This is a genomic window from Mesorhizobium sp. M0140, from assembly GCF_040322475.1.
Lineage (GTDB): Bacteria > Pseudomonadota > Alphaproteobacteria > Rhizobiales > Rhizobiaceae > Mesorhizobium.
On sequence record NZ_JAMYTM010000001.1, the window covers coordinates 247,941 to 262,664 of the forward strand.

Genomic DNA, 14,724 nt, shown 5'->3' on the forward strand with positions numbered 1-14,724 from the left:
TCATTTTTCCAGTTGGAACGATCACTGCGCCCAGGCTTTCCAGTCGGCCTCGTGGGCGGCGATCCAGGCTGCGGCGACATCTTCCGGCGTCTTGCCGCCGAGATCGATCTCGCCGCTCATCTTGTTGAGTTCGTCGGTGTCGACCGTGTAGGCCTTGGCCACCTTGTAGGCGACCGGCCATTTGTCCTTCATGCCGGACCAGGAGTACTTCCAGATCTCGCCATGCGGCTTGCCGCAATCATATTTGGCGTCGGGATTGGTGCCCCATTTCGGGTCGTTGTAGCACTCGGGCGTGTATTCGGGGAATTCCACCCACTCGCCCTTGTACTTGGCCGGCGCCCAGTGCGGCGAATAGATCCACAGCATGATCGGCGCCTTGCGCTGATAGGCCGAGTCCAGTTCGGCGAACATCGCCGCGTCGGTGCCGGCATGGATGACGGTAAAGGGCAGCTTCAGTGCCTCGACGCGCTCGTCGTCAAAGCCTTCCCAGGTCACCGGGCCGCCGAGATAGCGCCCCTTCGGTGCGGTCTCGGCCGTCGAGAAGGCTTCGGCGCATTTCGGGTCCTTCAGCGCTTCCCAATTGGGTAGGCCGGGGCACTTCTCCTTCATGTATTCGGGAAACCACCATTCTTCCTTGGCCTTCGGGCCGAGCTTGCCCAGCCGTTCGGTCTGGCCTGTCGCATCGGAGGCCTTCATGGCCTCGCCGGCGGTCGTGTCCCAGAATTCCATGCCGACATCGAGATCGCCATTGGTGAGGCCTGTGGTCAGGCTGGAGAGGTAGTCGGCGGTCGGATACTCGACGGTGTAGCCGAGCTTTTCCAGGATGCCGCCGAGGATCTTGGCGTTCAGGTTGACGCTGGTCCAGTCGAACAGCGCGATCTTGATCGGGTCGTTCGATTCCGGCGCGGCTGCGTAAGCCGGTGATGTAAGCGCACTTGCGGCGGCAAGCGCGAAGGCTCCCATTGTTAAGTTCGAAATCACACTGCGAAGTGACATGCTTGTTCTCCTTCAAGCTGTGAAAATTATCGTTCGTTCCCTTCTTGCGGCTTTTCTTGATTGTGTTGGAAAGGCTGGTCTTTGCGCAAGGCCGTCGGCGCCAAATTATTGCCCCGGCTTTGGCCAGCGCAGGCAAGATGGTGCTCAATTTCGGTGATGATGGGATAGGATTGGAGTGTCGGCGTCATGAGTGCCGACGGATCGCTGAGGGAGCGGTCATCCGCGGATCGATTGCCAGTCCTGCGGCGCCCTGCAAGGTGCGAGCCATCAAGGTCCTATGATCTCGGCTACCCGCCTGGTAAGCCCCATCGCGCCAAGGCCGTTTCATAGGATGAAATTATATATACCAAGGTTCATGTCGTGCAACGACTAACGCTTCGCGAGACGTACAAATTCAGACTGCAGGCGAAGCTGAGCTCTTACCAGCAGACGTGGCCGCCATCGACAATCAGGTCGAGGCCGGTGACGAAGCTCGCTGCGCGGCTGGCGAGGAACACCGTCGGCCCGACCATTTCCTCCGGCGCCGCCATGCGCCCCATCGGCGTGTCGCGCTTGAAGATCTTCACCTCTTCCGCCACCTCCGGCCGCTTGTTCATCGGCGTCAGCGTGTAGCCCGGGCTGACGACATTGACGCGCAGGCCGCGATCGGCCCACTCCATGGCGAAGCTCTTCGACATGTGGATGACGGCGGCCTTCGAAGAGTTGTAGTGCGCCTGCGTCAGGCCGCGGTTGACGATGGTGCCCGACATCGAGGCGATGTTGATGATCGAGCCCTTGCCTCGCACCAACATCTTGCGCGCTTCGGCCTGACAGGACAGGAACACGCCGGCGACATTGACGTCGTGAACCTTCTGCCATGTCTCCAGCGGCATCGTCTCGGCGGGTTCGGAGCCGGCAATGCCGGCATTGTTGACGGCGACGGTGAGCGCACCGAGTTCGCTTTCAACGCGATCGATCGCAGCCGCGAGATCGCTCTGCGATGTCACTGTACCGGTCAGCACCAGCGCTTTGCGGCCGAGTGCCGCGATTCGGTGCGCGGTCTCGTCCAGCCCACCCTTCGATGTATGGCCGAAACAGGCGACGTCGGCATCTGCCTCGGCGAGCCCGATCGCGATTGCCTGGCCGATGCCGCTACCGGCGCCGGTGACCAGCGCGACATCGCCACCCAGCTTGAAAAGATCCATCGAGTGCCCTCCCTGCCTCGGAGAGGGTATGGCTGAGCCGTGTTTCGATCAAGCGCCCGCGCGCAGGCGGCGTCGATGCTCAGAAATAACCGCTCGACGCGGCCGTGGCTTCCTTCGGGATTTCGACGCCGTCGACCAGGATCTTGTCGACCAGTTCGTGGTGGAAGCAGACCAGCCCCTTGATGCGCTCTGCCTCGTGCACCGGTTCCGGATAATACCAGACGAGGTTCTCGTGACGTTTGGCCTTCGTCGTCACGTGATAATAGCTGGAGATGCCCTTGTAAGGACAACGCGAGATGTAGCGGCTGGGCGCGAACATATCGAGCCGCGTGTCGGCGATCGGCAGATAGTGGCGCACCGGATGGCCGGTCTCGAACAGGAACACGCCGCGGCGTGAATCGGCGACCTGTTCGCCGTCGAGGATGACCTGCACGCGCCGCGACGACGGCAGGCAGTCGATCCGGCGGAACGGATCGCGGGCGTGGACGAAGATCTCCTCGTCCTCCTCGAACCAGTGGCCCATCTTGCTCCAGGTGAACGACATGTAGTCCGATATAGGCGGACAGCCCTTGACCGGATCGAGATAGCGCCAGGCCGCGTCCTCGACCAGCGTGATGCCGGTGTTGAGCGAGTAGTGGGTGGCTGTGCCCTTGAACGGATCCTCTGTCGTGGTCTTGCTCGGCAGCAGGAATTCCTCGCGAACGTCGCCGATCGGGAAATAGTAGACCGGCAGGTGATCGGATTCGTAGAACACCAAGGCATTGGTCGTATCGGCCACGGTCATCGACCCCACCTGCACACGCAGTCGCTTCTGCGTCGGCATGGTGAAGGCTATGTAGCCCGGCTCGAATTCATACTGCACGAGGGTGTCCAGCAAGGGAAAATGCGGCCCACGGCCGCGCAAATGAGGCTTGCGAATGGTAGTCTCCCGTTTTGTTTCTTTTGTCATCGGGCGTTGGGGCACGATCAGCTCAACGACACGCGGTCGAGCAGCAGGCCGGCCGCGATCGGCGGCAGGCCGCTGACATTCTTGCGCACCGGCACCAGCAGATCGGGGAAATAGCTGAAGATGACAGGCGTCTCGTCGAGCAGCAGTTTCTGGATGTCGGAGGCGGCGGCGCGCTGCGCGCCGACATCGAGCGCCTTGAGATAGCTGGTGACCATGCCGTCATAGGCCGGGCTCTTGAAATGCGCCGCGTTCCACGGGCCGTCGCTGACCAGCGGGCTCTTGAGAAACACGTTCGGCACGCTGCGATGCGCGTAATCGGTAATGCCGAGCGGGCTGTCCAGCCAGTCCGACTGGCCGAACACCGCCTTGCCGTAATATTTGTCCTGGTCCTCGATGTTGAGCGAGATGCGGGCACCGATTTCCTTGGCGAAATTCTGGAACAATTGCGCATAGCCCGGAATGTCGGAATAGCGCAGCGTGGTCAGCGTGATGTCGAAGCCTTCGGCGAGACCCGCCGCCTCGAGCAACTGCTTGGCCTTGGCGATCTCCTGGACGCGTTGCGGCACCGACTTGTCGGTCGCAGGGAAGGCCGGCGCGAACGGGCTGTCATTCCCGGTCGCCGCCATGCCGCGGCACAAGCCGTCGACCAGCTTGGAGCGGTCGATGCACAGCGCCAGCGCCTGGCGTACGCGCTTGTCGGTGAACGGGCCGGTGTCGCAGCGCATGTGAAGCTGGCGGTGCGCGGTCGAAGCGACACGCAACACGGTGATATCAGGACTGTTCAGCACGACCTGGCTGACATCGAGCGGAACAGCATCGAGAATGTCGACCTCGCCCGCCTGCAGCGCCAGGATGCGCGGTTGCACGTCACCGTAGAACTTGAACTCGAGCCGGTCGGGCAGCGCTTTCTCACCCCAATAGTCTGGGTTGCGGATGAAGGTCGCGCCGACCTTCGGCGTGTAGGTCTCCAGCCGGAACGGCCCGGTGCCTTCAAACGTCTTTTCGTAGTCGCCCTTGTAGCTCGCCGGCAGGATGACGGCGTTATAGTTGTCGATCGACACCGAATAGGGAAAGCTGCCATTCGGCGCATCGAGATGGAAGGCGACGGTGTGGTCGTCGACCTTCCGGGTGCCGCCCTTCGACAGCAGCCCCTTGAACACCGACAGCGCGTTGGAGGCACCGTTGGGGTCGGCCAGCCGATCGAAGGTTGCGACGACGTCGTCGGCCTTGAAGTCCTCGCCATTGTGGAATTTCACGCCCTTGCGCAGCTTGAAGGTCCAGATGCTGCCGTCCTCGTTCGGCGCCCAGCTTTCCGCCAGCACCGGCTTCAAGGTGAGGTCCGGCTGCGTGATGCAGAGAAACTCGGCGGTCTGGAAAACCAGCTGATAGCTGCCGCTGTCATAGTAGGTGACGGGATCGATGGCGCCGCCCGGCGTCGCCACGCCGGCGCGCACCGTGCCGCCCGGCTTGCCCTCGGCGCGTGCCTGCTGTGTACCGAAGCCAACTGCTGCGACAAGGCTGCCCAGGAACGGCAGGGAGAGGCCAAGCACGCTGCCATGGCGCAGGAAGTCGCGCCGGCCCATCCTGCCGGCCAGCAATTCGTCGACAGCGGAATTTTCGATTGCAGTGAGCGTCCTGCGAGCGTTGTCGATCATCCGGAAATGCTTGGGCATGGCTGGATTCCTCGCTTGTCTTGGGATTCAGTCATCTAGTTCATTGTTGACTGCCGCCGGAAAGCGATTTTTTTTGATAGGGGTCATCGAAATTTTCGATGCAAGAGGTGGGTATGGACACTGAGAATCTGCGCAGCTTTCTCGAAGTCGCCACCCATGGCAGCTTTACCGTCGCGGCCAGCCGGCTCAACCTCGCCCAGTCCACGGTCAGTGCGCGGATCAGGGGACTGGAGGATCAGTTGGGACGCCGGCTGTTCGTGCGCGACCGCGATGGCGTCACGCTGACGCCGGCCGGCCGGCAATTCCTGCCGCACGCATCGTCCATCACCCGCACCTGGGAGCAATCACGGCAGGATATCGCCGTTCCCGATGGCTACGAAACCTTGCTGCGGCTGACCGCGCCGGCCTATCTCTGGGACCGCATCACCTCGCCCTGGGTCGAGTGGATGCGCGCCAGGCGGCCGAACGTGGCGCTGCGGCTTGAAGGCAGTTTCCCGGATCTGGCGATCGACCAGCTGGCAGAAGGCCTGCTCGACATCTGCATCCTCTATCTTCCGCGACCGCATCCCGGCATTGTCTACGAGACGCTGGCCGTCGATCAGGTCGTGCTCGTCCAGCACGCCGCACAGACCAAGCCATGGACCGAAAACTATATCCTGATGGACTGGGGACTGGAATTCCGCATCGAGCACGACCGCGCCTTTGCCGGCATGGTCAAGCCGGCCATATCGGCCGGGCTGGTCTTCATCGGCCTCCAGCATGTCCTGTCGCAGCAAGCCGCCGCCTATCTGCCGCTCAGCGCCGTCAGCGGCCATATCGAGCGCGGTGAGATGCGGCGCATCGACAACACACCGGTATTCCAGCGGCCAATCTACCTCGCCTATCCCTCGAATCCCGTGTCTTCGGATGTCCTGGATGTCGCGCTCACCGGGCTGCGTACGCTGGCCAGGGACTGGGCTGAAGTTCAGGGCTTTTCGGAAGGTGACCGTTCCCTCGGCATGGCCGGGCAGATCTGACCGGCCAAGCCACGCGAGCGACAGCGCTATGCCGGCTCGGTTGCGACCGCCCTCTGCAGCCTAGCCAGTTCGGCGTAAGGAATGTGGCAGCGGATCGAATGGCCGGGCTGGGCTTCGCTGAGTGGCGGCTCCTGCTGTTCGCAGATCGGGCCGATCTTGCGCGGGCAACGCGTGTGGAACACGCAGCCCGACGGCGGGTTGGTGGCGCTGGGGATTTCGCCATCGAGACGAATACGCGCCGTCTCGGTCTGGTCGAGTTTGGGCACGGCCGACAGCAGCGCTTCGGTATAGGGATGATGCGGGCCGGAAAAGACGTCTTCCGACGGTCCTAGTTCCATGATGCGGCCGAGATAAAGTACGGCGATCTTGTCGGAGAGGTAACGCACCACGGCAAGGTCGTGCGAGATGAAGATGTAGCTGACGTCTTCCTTGGATTGCAGGTCGGCGAGCAGATTGAGGATCGCTGCCTGTACCGACACGTCGAGCGCCGAGGTCGGCTCGTCGCAGACGACGATGCGCGGATCGCCAGCGAAGGCGCGCGCGATGGCAACGCGCTGCTTCAGGCCGCCCGAAAGCTGGCGTGGCTTGACGGCAAGATGCCGGTCTGTGAGCCGCACCGAGCGGACGAGGTCGTTGAGACGAGCCTCCAGCGCCTTGCCGGAGAGGCCCGCCAGCCGCTTCAGCGCGCGGCCGATCAGGTGGCGGATCGAATGCGAGCGGTTGAGTGCGGAATCCGGATTCTGGAAGACGATCTGCATCGCCTTGATCTGGTCGTCGCTGCGGTTCTCCAGCCGTGGCGCCAGCGCCTTGCCTTCCAGCTCGATGGTGCCGCCTGCGTCTGGCGGCACCAGGCCGAGCAGCAGCCTGGCAAAGGTCGTCTTGCCGCTGCCGGACTCGCCGACCAGCCCGAGCGTCTCGCCGGGTCTGAGATCAAGCGAGACGTCCTTGACGGCGCGCAGTGCATGGCCGTGGCTGGCATAGGTCTTGTTCAGCCCGGCGACGCGCAGCACCGGTGCTGCTGCCACCTTTGGCGCCGGCGCCACATCGCTCGGTGTCGCACGCGGCAACGCTTGCGCCTTGTCGTGATAGTGGCAGCGTGACAAGCGCCTCCCGCGTTCGTCACTCAGATCATAGAGCGGCGGCAATTCGGTGCGGCAACGGTCGTCGGCGAGCGCGCAGCGGTCGGCGAAGGCGCAGCCCTTGATGTCGGCCCCGATGCCGGGCAGAAACCCCGGAATGGTGTCGAGGCGGCCCTGATCCTTGCGCTGGCCACCGCGCGGCAGGCAGCGCAGCAGCGCCACCGTGTAGGGATGGCGCGGATCGTTGAACACGACCTCCGTCGGCCCTTCCTCGACCAGCATGCCGGCATAGAGCACGCCAACCCGGTCGCACATGTTGGAAACGACCGCGAGGTTGTGGCTGATGAACAGGATAGAGGCCGACAGTTCCTGCCTGAGCTGTGCGATCAGGTCGAGCACTTCGGCCTCCACCGTCGCATCGAGGCCGGTGGTCGGCTCGTCGAGGATCAGCATCGACGGATCGTTGGCCAGCGCCATGGCAATCGCCACGCGTTGCTGCATGCCGCCGGAAAGCTGGTGCGGGTAGCGCTGCATGACGCTGACGGGGTCGGAGATGCGCACGCGGTTCAGCATCGCAATCGCCCGGTCGGTGGCCGCTTGTCCCGAAATGCCGCCGAGTTCAAAAATCTCGGTCAGCTGACGGCCGACGCGGATCGACGGATTCAGCGCCTTGCCCGGGTCCTGATAGACCATGGAGACGCTTTCCGCGCGCGCCCGCCTGAGCGCCTCGGCGTCCAGCTTCATCACATTCTGGCCATCGAGGGAGATGGCGCCGCCGGTGATCGAACCGTTTCTAGGAAGATAACGCACGACAGTGAGCGCCACTGTCGACTTGCCGCAACCGGATTCGCCGACCAGACCGTAGGCTTCGCCCTGGCCGATGCTGAGGCTGAGGTTGCGCAGCACGGCGCGATTGCGGCCGGCGACGCGGTAGGCAACCGAAAGATCGGTGAGTTCGAGTGCGTTTCCGGCCTTGGCGGAGTTAGTCATTGAGCGCTCCGTGAACGCCGTCGGCCGCCAGATTGACGCCGATCACCAGCGAAGCGATGGCGAGCGCATCGAACAGCACCGTCCACCAGAAGCCGCCGCCGATCATGCCGTAATTGTTGGAGATCGACAGCCCCCAGTCGGGCGAGGGCGGCTGGATGCCAAAGCCCATGAAGGAGAGCGTGGCGACGGCGAAAATGGCATAGCCGAGCCGCACGGTGGTTTCGACCAGGATCGGCGGGATGACGTTGGGCAGGATCTCGACGAACATTGTATGCAGCGCACTTTCATGCCGAAGCTGTGCGGCGGCGACATAGTCGAGTTCGCGCTCGGCCAGCACCGCCGAGCGCACGGTGCGCGCGATGATCGGCGCGAAGCTCAGGCCGATGACGACGATGACGGTCGTCTTCGAGGTGCCGAGCGCAACGATGGCCAGCAGCGCGACGATGACCACCGGGATCGCCATGAAGGCTTCCAGGATGCGGCTGACGACATCGTCGACGAGACCGCGAAAATAGCCGGTAAGGAGGCCGAGCGCCGTGCCGGCCACTGTCGCCAGCAAGGTTGCCAGCGGTGCGACGGTCAGGATGTCGCGCGAACCGACGATGACGCGCGAGAAGACGTCGCGGCCGATCTGGTCGGTGCCGAACCAGTGTTCGGAAGAGGGCGGCGCCAGCGCGTTGATGATGTCGTCCGCAAGTGGATCATAAGGTGCGAAATGCTCGCCGAACAGCGCACAGGCAACCCAGAACAGCACGATGGCGAAACCAACAAGGAATGTTCGGGAGCGCAACAGCGAGAAAAAGACCTCCGCCAGCGGGCCGCGCCGGCGCGTGTCGTCTGGTGTCGGAGAGCTGGTTTGGACGGCGCTCATTGATCTGACCCCAGACGGATACGCGGATTGAGCACGGAATAGAGGAAGTCGGCGACAAGGGTGGCCACGGCATAGACAATGCCGATGGTGAGGATGCCCGACTCCAGCATCGGGAAATCCTTGCCGCGCGCGGCGGTGAAGATCAGCGACCCGATTCCCTGATAGCGAAACAGCGTTTCGATGACGACAAGGCCGCCGATGAGGTAGCCGGTCTGCGTCGCGATGACAGTGATGGTCGGCAGCAGCGCGTTGCGCAGCACATGCCGCCAGATCACCGTGCGCCAGGGCAGGCCCTTCAGCACGGCCGTTCGCGTGTAGTCGGAATCGAGCGCCTCGATCATGCCGGAGCGTGCCATGCGGGCGATGTAGCCGAACAGCACCAGGAACAGCGGCAGCGAGGGCAGGATCAGGTAATAGAGCTGCGTGAAGAAGCCGGCATCGCGCGGCCATGCGGCCGAGATCGGCAGCCAGCGCAGCCACACGCCGAAGATCAGGATCAGGATGATGCCGGTGACGAATTCCGGCAGCACCGTCACCGACAGGCCGCCAAGGCTGATGATGCGATCGAGCGGCCGGTTGAGGTTGAGCGCTGCAATGACGCCGCCGAGAATGCCGATCGGCACCACCAGAACGAAGGCGACCGCCGCCAGCTTCATCGAATTGCCGAGCGCATCGATGACGAAAGGCGCGACCGGCGAGCGGAAGATGTAGGACGTGCCCATGTCGCCCTGGACGAAATTGGAGATCCAGCTCCAATACTGCGCCAGCAGCGGACGATCGACACCGAGCGTGTGATTGAGCGTGTCGACCGCGCGCTGGTCTGCGAACGGACCCAATATTGCGCGCCCGACATTGCCGGGCAGCACCTGGCCGCCCAGGAACACCATGATGCTGAGCAGGAACAGCGTGACGAGCGACAGCGAGACACGCCGGACAAGGAAGGAGAGAATGGCTAGGACTCCTTGTGGAGCCAGCCCCCATGCGGGAGCTGGCTGTTAGAGGATTGGCTTTTCCTTTCCGCTCAGGCCTTCGATGCCTTATCGAGGAACAGCTGCGACATGGCGGTCGGCTGTACGCCGGCCACGCCCTTCGCCGTCGCCGTCAGATAGTCGTAGAAATAGCCGAAGATGACAGGCGTTTCCTCGAGCAGCAGCTTCTGGATCTTGCCGGCGTCGGCCTTCTGCGCCTCGAGGTCAAGGGCCGCGATGTAGCTGGTCGCCAGCGCATCATAGTCCTTGTTCTTGAAGTGTGCCGCGTTCCAGGTGCCTTCACTCTTCAGCGGTGCCGCGAGATAGACATTCGGCACGCCGCGGTGACCATAGTCGGTGATGCCCATCACCGAATCCAGCCAGTTCGACTTGCCGAACACCGCGTCTCCGTAATAGCCGCTCTGGTCGAGGATATTGAGGTCGAGTTGAACACCGATCTCCTTGACCCAGTTCTGGATGAGCTGGGCGTATTCAGGGATTTCTAGGTAGCGTTCGGTGGTCAGGGTTATCTTGAAGCCCTGGCCAAAGCCGGCTGCTTCCATGAGCTGCTTGGCCTGGGCGATATCCTGCTTGCGTTGCGGCACGCTCGTATCGGTCGAAGGATAGACGGCGGCGAATGGGCTGTCATTGCCCAGAGCGGAGCGTCCCTTCATGAGGCCGGCGGCCAGCTTGTCGCGATCGAGGCAGAGCGCAATGGCACGGCGCACGCGCGCATCCTTCAACGGGCCCTCGTCGCAGCGCATGTGCAGTTGCTGATGGGCTGACGACTTCAAGCTGATGATGTCGACGTTCGGATCGTTGAGCAGAGCGACGCCGGCCAGCACCGGCATCTGGTTGATGATGTCGACCTGGCCGCCCTGCAGCGCCAGGATCTGCGGCTGCATGTCGGTGAAGAAGGTGAACTCGGTGCGTTCCGGCAGCGCCTTCGGCCCCCAATAGTCCTCGTTGCGGACGAAGGACGCACCGACCTTTGCCGTGTATTTCTCTATTCTGAACGGCCCGGTGCCGTCGAAGCTCTTTTCATAGTCGCCCTTGTAGCTCGCCGGGATGATGACGGCGTTATAGTTGTCGGACGACAGCATGTAGGGGAAGTTGCCGTTCGGCGCATCGAGGTGGAATTCCACCGTGTAGTCGTCGACCTTCTTCGAGGCGCCCTTCTGCAGGATGCCGGTGAACACCGACAGCGCATTGGACGAATTGGCCGGATCGGCAAGGCGGTCGATGCTGGCCACGACATCGTCGGCTTTCATCTCGCCGCCGCTGTGGAATTTTACGCCTTTGCGCAGCTTGAAGGTCCAAACGGTGCCATTGTCGTTCGGCTTCCAGCTTTCGGCCAAGGCCGGCTGAAGAACGAGGTCAGGGCCGTCGACGCAAAGGAATTCGGCAACCTGCTGCATGACCAGCAGGCCGCCTGCGTCAGCGATGGTGACCGGGTCGATTGTCGCTGCCGGCACGCTGCTGGCGACGCGGATGGTGGCGCCGGGCGCGCCTTGGGCGCGCGCCAGCGACGGCATGCCGCTGAGGCCGGCTGCCATGCCGATACGGCCCAGCAGCGGCAGCGACAGGCCGAGCAGGCTGCCGTGACGGACGAAGTCGCGGCGGCTGACACGACCGTCGACAAGGCCGTCGATCAGGTGATTTTCAAGCGGCGTGCGATTGCGCCGGATCAGGTCGAGAATGGTGTAGTTCTTGCTCATGGGTTTTTACCCTTTCCCCTATTTCTTATGGTTGACGAAATTTCGTGGATTGCTCCATTTCGGATCGCCAGAGAGGCCTGTCGATCGGAATCTTAGCATGCGGTTTTGCCCGGTATCTAGTCGTGGCACGGACGCGCCGGATTGCTGGCTGCACTGCTTCCATCGTCTTTGTCCAACCTTCCCGGCCGAAGTCGCGGTGGTTGGCTTCTCGTGCCTGGCCGTCGGTCTTGCCGTCATCTAGTTCAGCGGCAAACGGCGATAGGTTCCGGGCTTTGCCGGGTCATGATACTTGTTGCACGGTCCTTTCTCGGTAAAGTCTCTGTGACAGGCAGCGAGGTTTTCGCGCGATAAGGTGACGCCGAGACCGGGACCTTCCGGAACGCGCACGAAATTGTTTCTCGGCGAAAACGGCCCTTCCTCGGTGACATCCATCGGCAGCATGCGAAACAGCGACTGGTTAGGCTCCCTGATCCAGCCTAGTGCCGCGCACAGGTGCAGATAGGCGGCACTGCCGATGCCGCTGTCACCGCTGTAGCACCAGAAATCGATGCCGGCATGCTCGCAGGCGCCGACGAAGCGCAACAGCCGGCCTATGCCGCCATGCGTCGTCGGGTTGCCGACGAAGGCGTCCGGCACCTTGGTTTCCATGGCGCGCGCAATGTCGATGTTGTGGGTCGAAAACGGGATCGAGCAATGGCGCCGCAATTCGCGCATCTCCTCGATCGTCGCCACCGGATCCTCCCAGTTGCGCACGCCGAGGTCTTCCAGCGACCGCGCTAGGCGACGCGCGGTGCTGAGCGAATAGGCCTGGTTGGAATCGATGCGGATCATCGCATCGTCGCCGAGTTTCTTGCGGATCAGCTCGACCATCCTGAGCGAGATTTTCGGATCTTCGGTCGAGAACTTGCCTTCGAAGAAGGTCGTTCCATGCGTCTCGTGCAATTCGACGCAATAGTCGGCGACTTCCTCCGGCGTCGTCTCGCCCTTCACCTTTGGCCCGTCACCGCGCAGCGAAAAATAGTCGGTGAACGGGATGTCCTTGCGCACGGCGCCGCCGAGCAACTGGTAGAGCGGCTGGTTCCACGCCTTCCCGCGCAGGTCCCACAAAGCCATCTCGATGGCGCCGAAAGCCATGATGCGGGTGCGGTCGTTGATCGACTGCACGCCGGTCCAGAAGGGCAGGCAGACATGCTCGGCGCCGGCGATGTCGAAGGCATCGCGCCCGACCAGCCATGGCGCCAGGACATCGTTGATGATCGCGGCCGCCGCCGGCGTCGGCGCTTCGCCGAGGCCAATCAAGCCATCCTCCGTCTCGACTTCGACGATGGTCGGCGAAAATCCGTCGAGTTCGCCGAACACCCAGGCATAGGGCGCCTCGAGGCGCAAATTGATCGGCGTGGCTTTGATGCTGCGGATTTTCATCTCAGCGGCCGACTTCGAAGAAAGGCTTGCCCAGCAGATCGGGAACGACGTCGATACCGAGGCCCGGTCCGTCCGGAATGCCCATGCGGCTACCGGTGACCGGCGGCATGTTCGACGCCGTGCGCACCGTCACCCATTCATGGAAGGCGATGGCGTGCAGCCGGCGCTCCTCGGGCGTCGACAGCGACAGGTGTGCCATCGCAGCGGTGTCGATCTCGGCGCCACCAGTGTCCTCGACCGTGATCATGAAACCCAAATCGACGGCAACATCGCGGATCTGACGGGTCTTGGTCACGCCGCCCAGCCGCGAGATCTTCAGCGTTAGCCCGTCGGCCGCGCCCCGACGATGGATTTCCAGCATCTCCTCGAGCGAGGTGACGGATTCGTCGAGCACCATTGGCTTGTCGAGCATGCGGCGAACCGACATGTTCTCGTCGATCGTCGTACAGGGCTGCTCGAACGTGTAGTCGATGCTGCGCGTCGCGTCGGCAAACTGGCGCGCCTGGTAGGGGGTCCAGCCGGCGTTGGCATCGCAGAAGATGACCGTGCCTTTCGGCACCGAGGCGGCGACCGCGGCGACGCGTTCGATGTCGTCATGGACATTGCCGCCGACCTTGACCTGCAGCCGGTGGAAACCATCCTTGACGATGCGCTTGGCCAGCGCGGCCATGGCGTCGAGGCTGCCGTGCGTGACGACCTTGTAGAGTTCGGCCGTCTCGCTCTCCTTGCCGCCCAGCAGCGTTACCAGCGGCACGTCGGCGGCTCGTGCCGCCAGATCCCAGCAGGCCATGTCGAGCGCCGACTTGATGTAGGAATGGCCCTTGAACACCGTATCCATCAGCCGCCCGATGCTTGCCAGCCCGCGCGGATCGTGGCCGATAAGGTGCGGCGCGATTTCGGGCACGCCGGCGCGGGTGCCGGCCGGGAAGGCTGCCGAATAGAAATTGCCGAGCGGCGCCATCTCGCCCCAGCCGGTAAGGCCGCTGTCGGAGGTGATCGACACGATCACCGCGTCGAATGCGTCGGCTTCGCGCCCCTTCGACATGCGGTATGGCCCGTCCACGAAGGGCTGCACGACGTGGTAGGCCTTGATGGTTTCGATCTGCACGTGTCTTGTCCGCTGTCTGTGAGTTGGGAACGGGTCAGGCGCCCCTCGACGGGCGTTGTTCGAGGCCGCGCGCGTAGGCAAGCAACTCCTCGAAATCGAGATCGATGTGCTCCCTGGCATGGCGCTGGGCGGCACGCATGTCCTTGCCCTTCAGCAACCGCACATAGGTTTCGTGAACGTCTTCGGCCGGAACCGGCTCATTGCGGGCATGTTGGTGGAGCGCAAAATACATCTGCAGCCGGCTGGTCAGCCGTTGCCAGGTTTCCAGCAGCACCGAATTGTCGGCCCATTCGTAGATCAGGCCATGCAGTTGCAGCGCGGTTTCGATTTGGCGTGTCGTGTCCAACGCACGGGTCGCCTGCTTCACGGCTTCGTGGCGCCGGTCGAGCTCGTCGAAGAAGCGTTGGTCGCGCAGCGGCCACGCCCGCTCGATGGCCAGCTCGTCCATCACCTTGTTGAACGAATAGGCATCGTCGATGTCCTTGGCTGTGACCTCGATGACAAAGGTGCCGGCATAGGGAATGCTGGTCAGGATGCCTTCCTGCACCAGCTCGCGCATTGCCTCGCGCAACGGCGCGCGGCTGACCCGCATTTGTTCGGAAATCCGCAGCTCGTTGAGCTTCTGGCCGGGTGCGAGCTGCCCGGTCAGGATCGCGCGCCGCAACAGCGCGACGATCTCGGCGCGTCGCGTCGTGTCCGCAATCGGACTGAAATCCGCTTTCGCCATTCGGCCGCTCCCAGGGAAATCGA

The 14,724-nt window shown here is 63.1% G+C and carries 12 protein-coding genes; 1 reads left to right on the forward strand and 11 read right to left on the reverse strand.

The annotated features are described in order from the left end of the window. Positions 1-21: 21 nt before the first annotated feature. The 4 genes from NKJ37_RS01135 to NKJ37_RS01150 form a co-directional block, all read right to left on the reverse strand. Positions 22-996 carry an ABC transporter substrate-binding protein gene (locus tag NKJ37_RS01135; RefSeq protein WP_127291030.1) on the reverse strand — a complete coding sequence of 325 codons (975 nt, stop codon included), beginning with the start codon at positions 994-996 and terminating at the stop codon, positions 22-24. A gap of 419 nt (positions 997-1,415) precedes the next feature. After that, entirely contained in the window at positions 1,416-2,180 is a 765-nt protein-coding gene (locus NKJ37_RS01140; RefSeq protein ID WP_352772240.1) for an SDR family oxidoreductase, read from the reverse strand. Positions 2,181-2,259: 79 nt separating this feature from the next. Next, positions 2,260-3,129 carry a DUF427 domain-containing protein gene (locus NKJ37_RS01145; protein ID WP_031212247.1) on the reverse strand — a complete coding sequence of 290 codons (870 nt, stop codon included), beginning with the start codon at positions 3,127-3,129 and terminating at the stop codon, positions 2,260-2,262. 17 nt (positions 3,130-3,146) lie between these two features. Next, positions 3,147-4,802 carry an ABC transporter substrate-binding protein gene (locus NKJ37_RS01150; protein WP_023808721.1) on the reverse strand — a complete coding sequence of 552 codons (1,656 nt, stop codon included), beginning with the start codon at positions 4,800-4,802 and terminating at the stop codon, positions 3,147-3,149. A gap of 113 nt (positions 4,803-4,915) precedes the next feature. On the opposite strand from NKJ37_RS01150, the gene NKJ37_RS01155 reads away from it, so the two are divergent. Next, positions 4,916-5,818 carry a LysR family transcriptional regulator gene (locus tag NKJ37_RS01155; protein WP_023808720.1) on the forward strand — a complete coding sequence of 301 codons (903 nt, stop codon included), beginning with the start codon at positions 4,916-4,918 and terminating at the stop codon, positions 5,816-5,818. Positions 5,819-5,844: 26 nt separating this feature from the next. Here NKJ37_RS01155 and NKJ37_RS01160 read toward each other — a convergent pair whose 3' ends face one another. The 7 genes from NKJ37_RS01160 to NKJ37_RS01190 form a co-directional block, all read right to left on the reverse strand. After that, entirely contained in the window at positions 5,845-7,887 is a 2,043-nt protein-coding gene (locus NKJ37_RS01160; RefSeq protein WP_352440024.1) for a dipeptide ABC transporter ATP-binding protein, read from the reverse strand. Beyond that, positions 7,880-8,758, reverse strand: a complete 879-nt coding sequence (locus tag NKJ37_RS01165) for an ABC transporter permease (protein WP_352440023.1) — start codon at positions 8,756-8,758, stop codon at positions 7,880-7,882. The genes NKJ37_RS01160 and NKJ37_RS01165 overlap by 8 nt, the downstream gene beginning before the upstream one ends. Then, positions 8,755-9,708, reverse strand: coding sequence for an ABC transporter permease (locus NKJ37_RS01170; RefSeq protein ID WP_352440115.1), 954 nt, complete (start codon positions 9,706-9,708; stop codon positions 8,755-8,757). The genes NKJ37_RS01165 and NKJ37_RS01170 overlap by 4 nt, the downstream gene beginning before the upstream one ends. A 71-nt stretch (positions 9,709-9,779) precedes the next feature. Beyond that, on the reverse strand, positions 9,780-11,444 hold the full coding sequence (locus NKJ37_RS01175) for an ABC transporter substrate-binding protein (protein WP_352440022.1): 1,665 nt from the start codon (positions 11,442-11,444) through the stop codon (positions 9,780-9,782). A gap of 237 nt (positions 11,445-11,681) precedes the next feature. Further along, positions 11,682-12,866: a mandelate racemase/muconate lactonizing enzyme family protein gene (locus NKJ37_RS01180; protein WP_352440021.1), complete on the reverse strand. Its 1,185-nt coding sequence runs from the start codon at positions 12,864-12,866 to the stop codon at positions 11,682-11,684. Between the two features lies 1 nt (position 12,867). After that, positions 12,868-13,974 carry a mandelate racemase/muconate lactonizing enzyme family protein gene (locus NKJ37_RS01185; RefSeq protein ID WP_352772245.1) on the reverse strand — a complete coding sequence of 369 codons (1,107 nt, stop codon included), beginning with the start codon at positions 13,972-13,974 and terminating at the stop codon, positions 12,868-12,870. 34 nt (positions 13,975-14,008) lie between these two features. Then, positions 14,009-14,701, reverse strand: coding sequence for a GntR family transcriptional regulator (locus tag NKJ37_RS01190; protein WP_023808713.1), 693 nt, complete (start codon positions 14,699-14,701; stop codon positions 14,009-14,011). Positions 14,702-14,724: the final 23 nt, after the last annotated feature.

What these genes read in the sequence shown, in the direction of transcription:
- NKJ37_RS01135 (WP_127291030.1), bottom strand. Translation starts at nt 996, where the DNA reads ATGTCACTTCGCAGTGTGATTTCGAACTTAACAATGGGAGCCTTCGCG.
- NKJ37_RS01140 (WP_352772240.1), bottom strand. Translation starts at nt 2,180, where the DNA reads ATGGATCTTTTCAAGCTGGGTGGCGATGTCGCGCTGGTCACCGGCGCC.
- NKJ37_RS01145 (WP_031212247.1), bottom strand. Translation starts at nt 3,129, where the DNA reads ATGACAAAAGAAACAAAACGGGAGACTACCATTCGCAAGCCTCATTTG.
- NKJ37_RS01150 (WP_023808721.1), bottom strand. Translation starts at nt 4,802, where the DNA reads ATGCCCAAGCATTTCCGGATGATCGACAACGCTCGCAGGACGCTCACT.
- NKJ37_RS01155 (WP_023808720.1), top strand. Translation starts at nt 4,916, where the DNA reads ATGGACACTGAGAATCTGCGCAGCTTTCTCGAAGTCGCCACCCATGGC.
- NKJ37_RS01160 (WP_352440024.1), bottom strand. Translation starts at nt 7,887, where the DNA reads ATGACTAACTCCGCCAAGGCCGGAAACGCACTCGAACTCACCGATCTT.
- NKJ37_RS01165 (WP_352440023.1), bottom strand. Translation starts at nt 8,758, where the DNA reads ATGAGCGCCGTCCAAACCAGCTCTCCGACACCAGACGACACGCGCCGG.
- NKJ37_RS01175 (WP_352440022.1), bottom strand. Translation starts at nt 11,444, where the DNA reads ATGAGCAAGAACTACACCATTCTCGACCTGATCCGGCGCAATCGCACG.
- NKJ37_RS01180 (WP_352440021.1), bottom strand. Translation starts at nt 12,866, where the DNA reads ATGAAAATCCGCAGCATCAAAGCCACGCCGATCAATTTGCGCCTCGAG.
- NKJ37_RS01190 (WP_023808713.1), bottom strand. Translation starts at nt 14,701, where the DNA reads ATGGCGAAAGCGGATTTCAGTCCGATTGCGGACACGACGCGACGCGCC.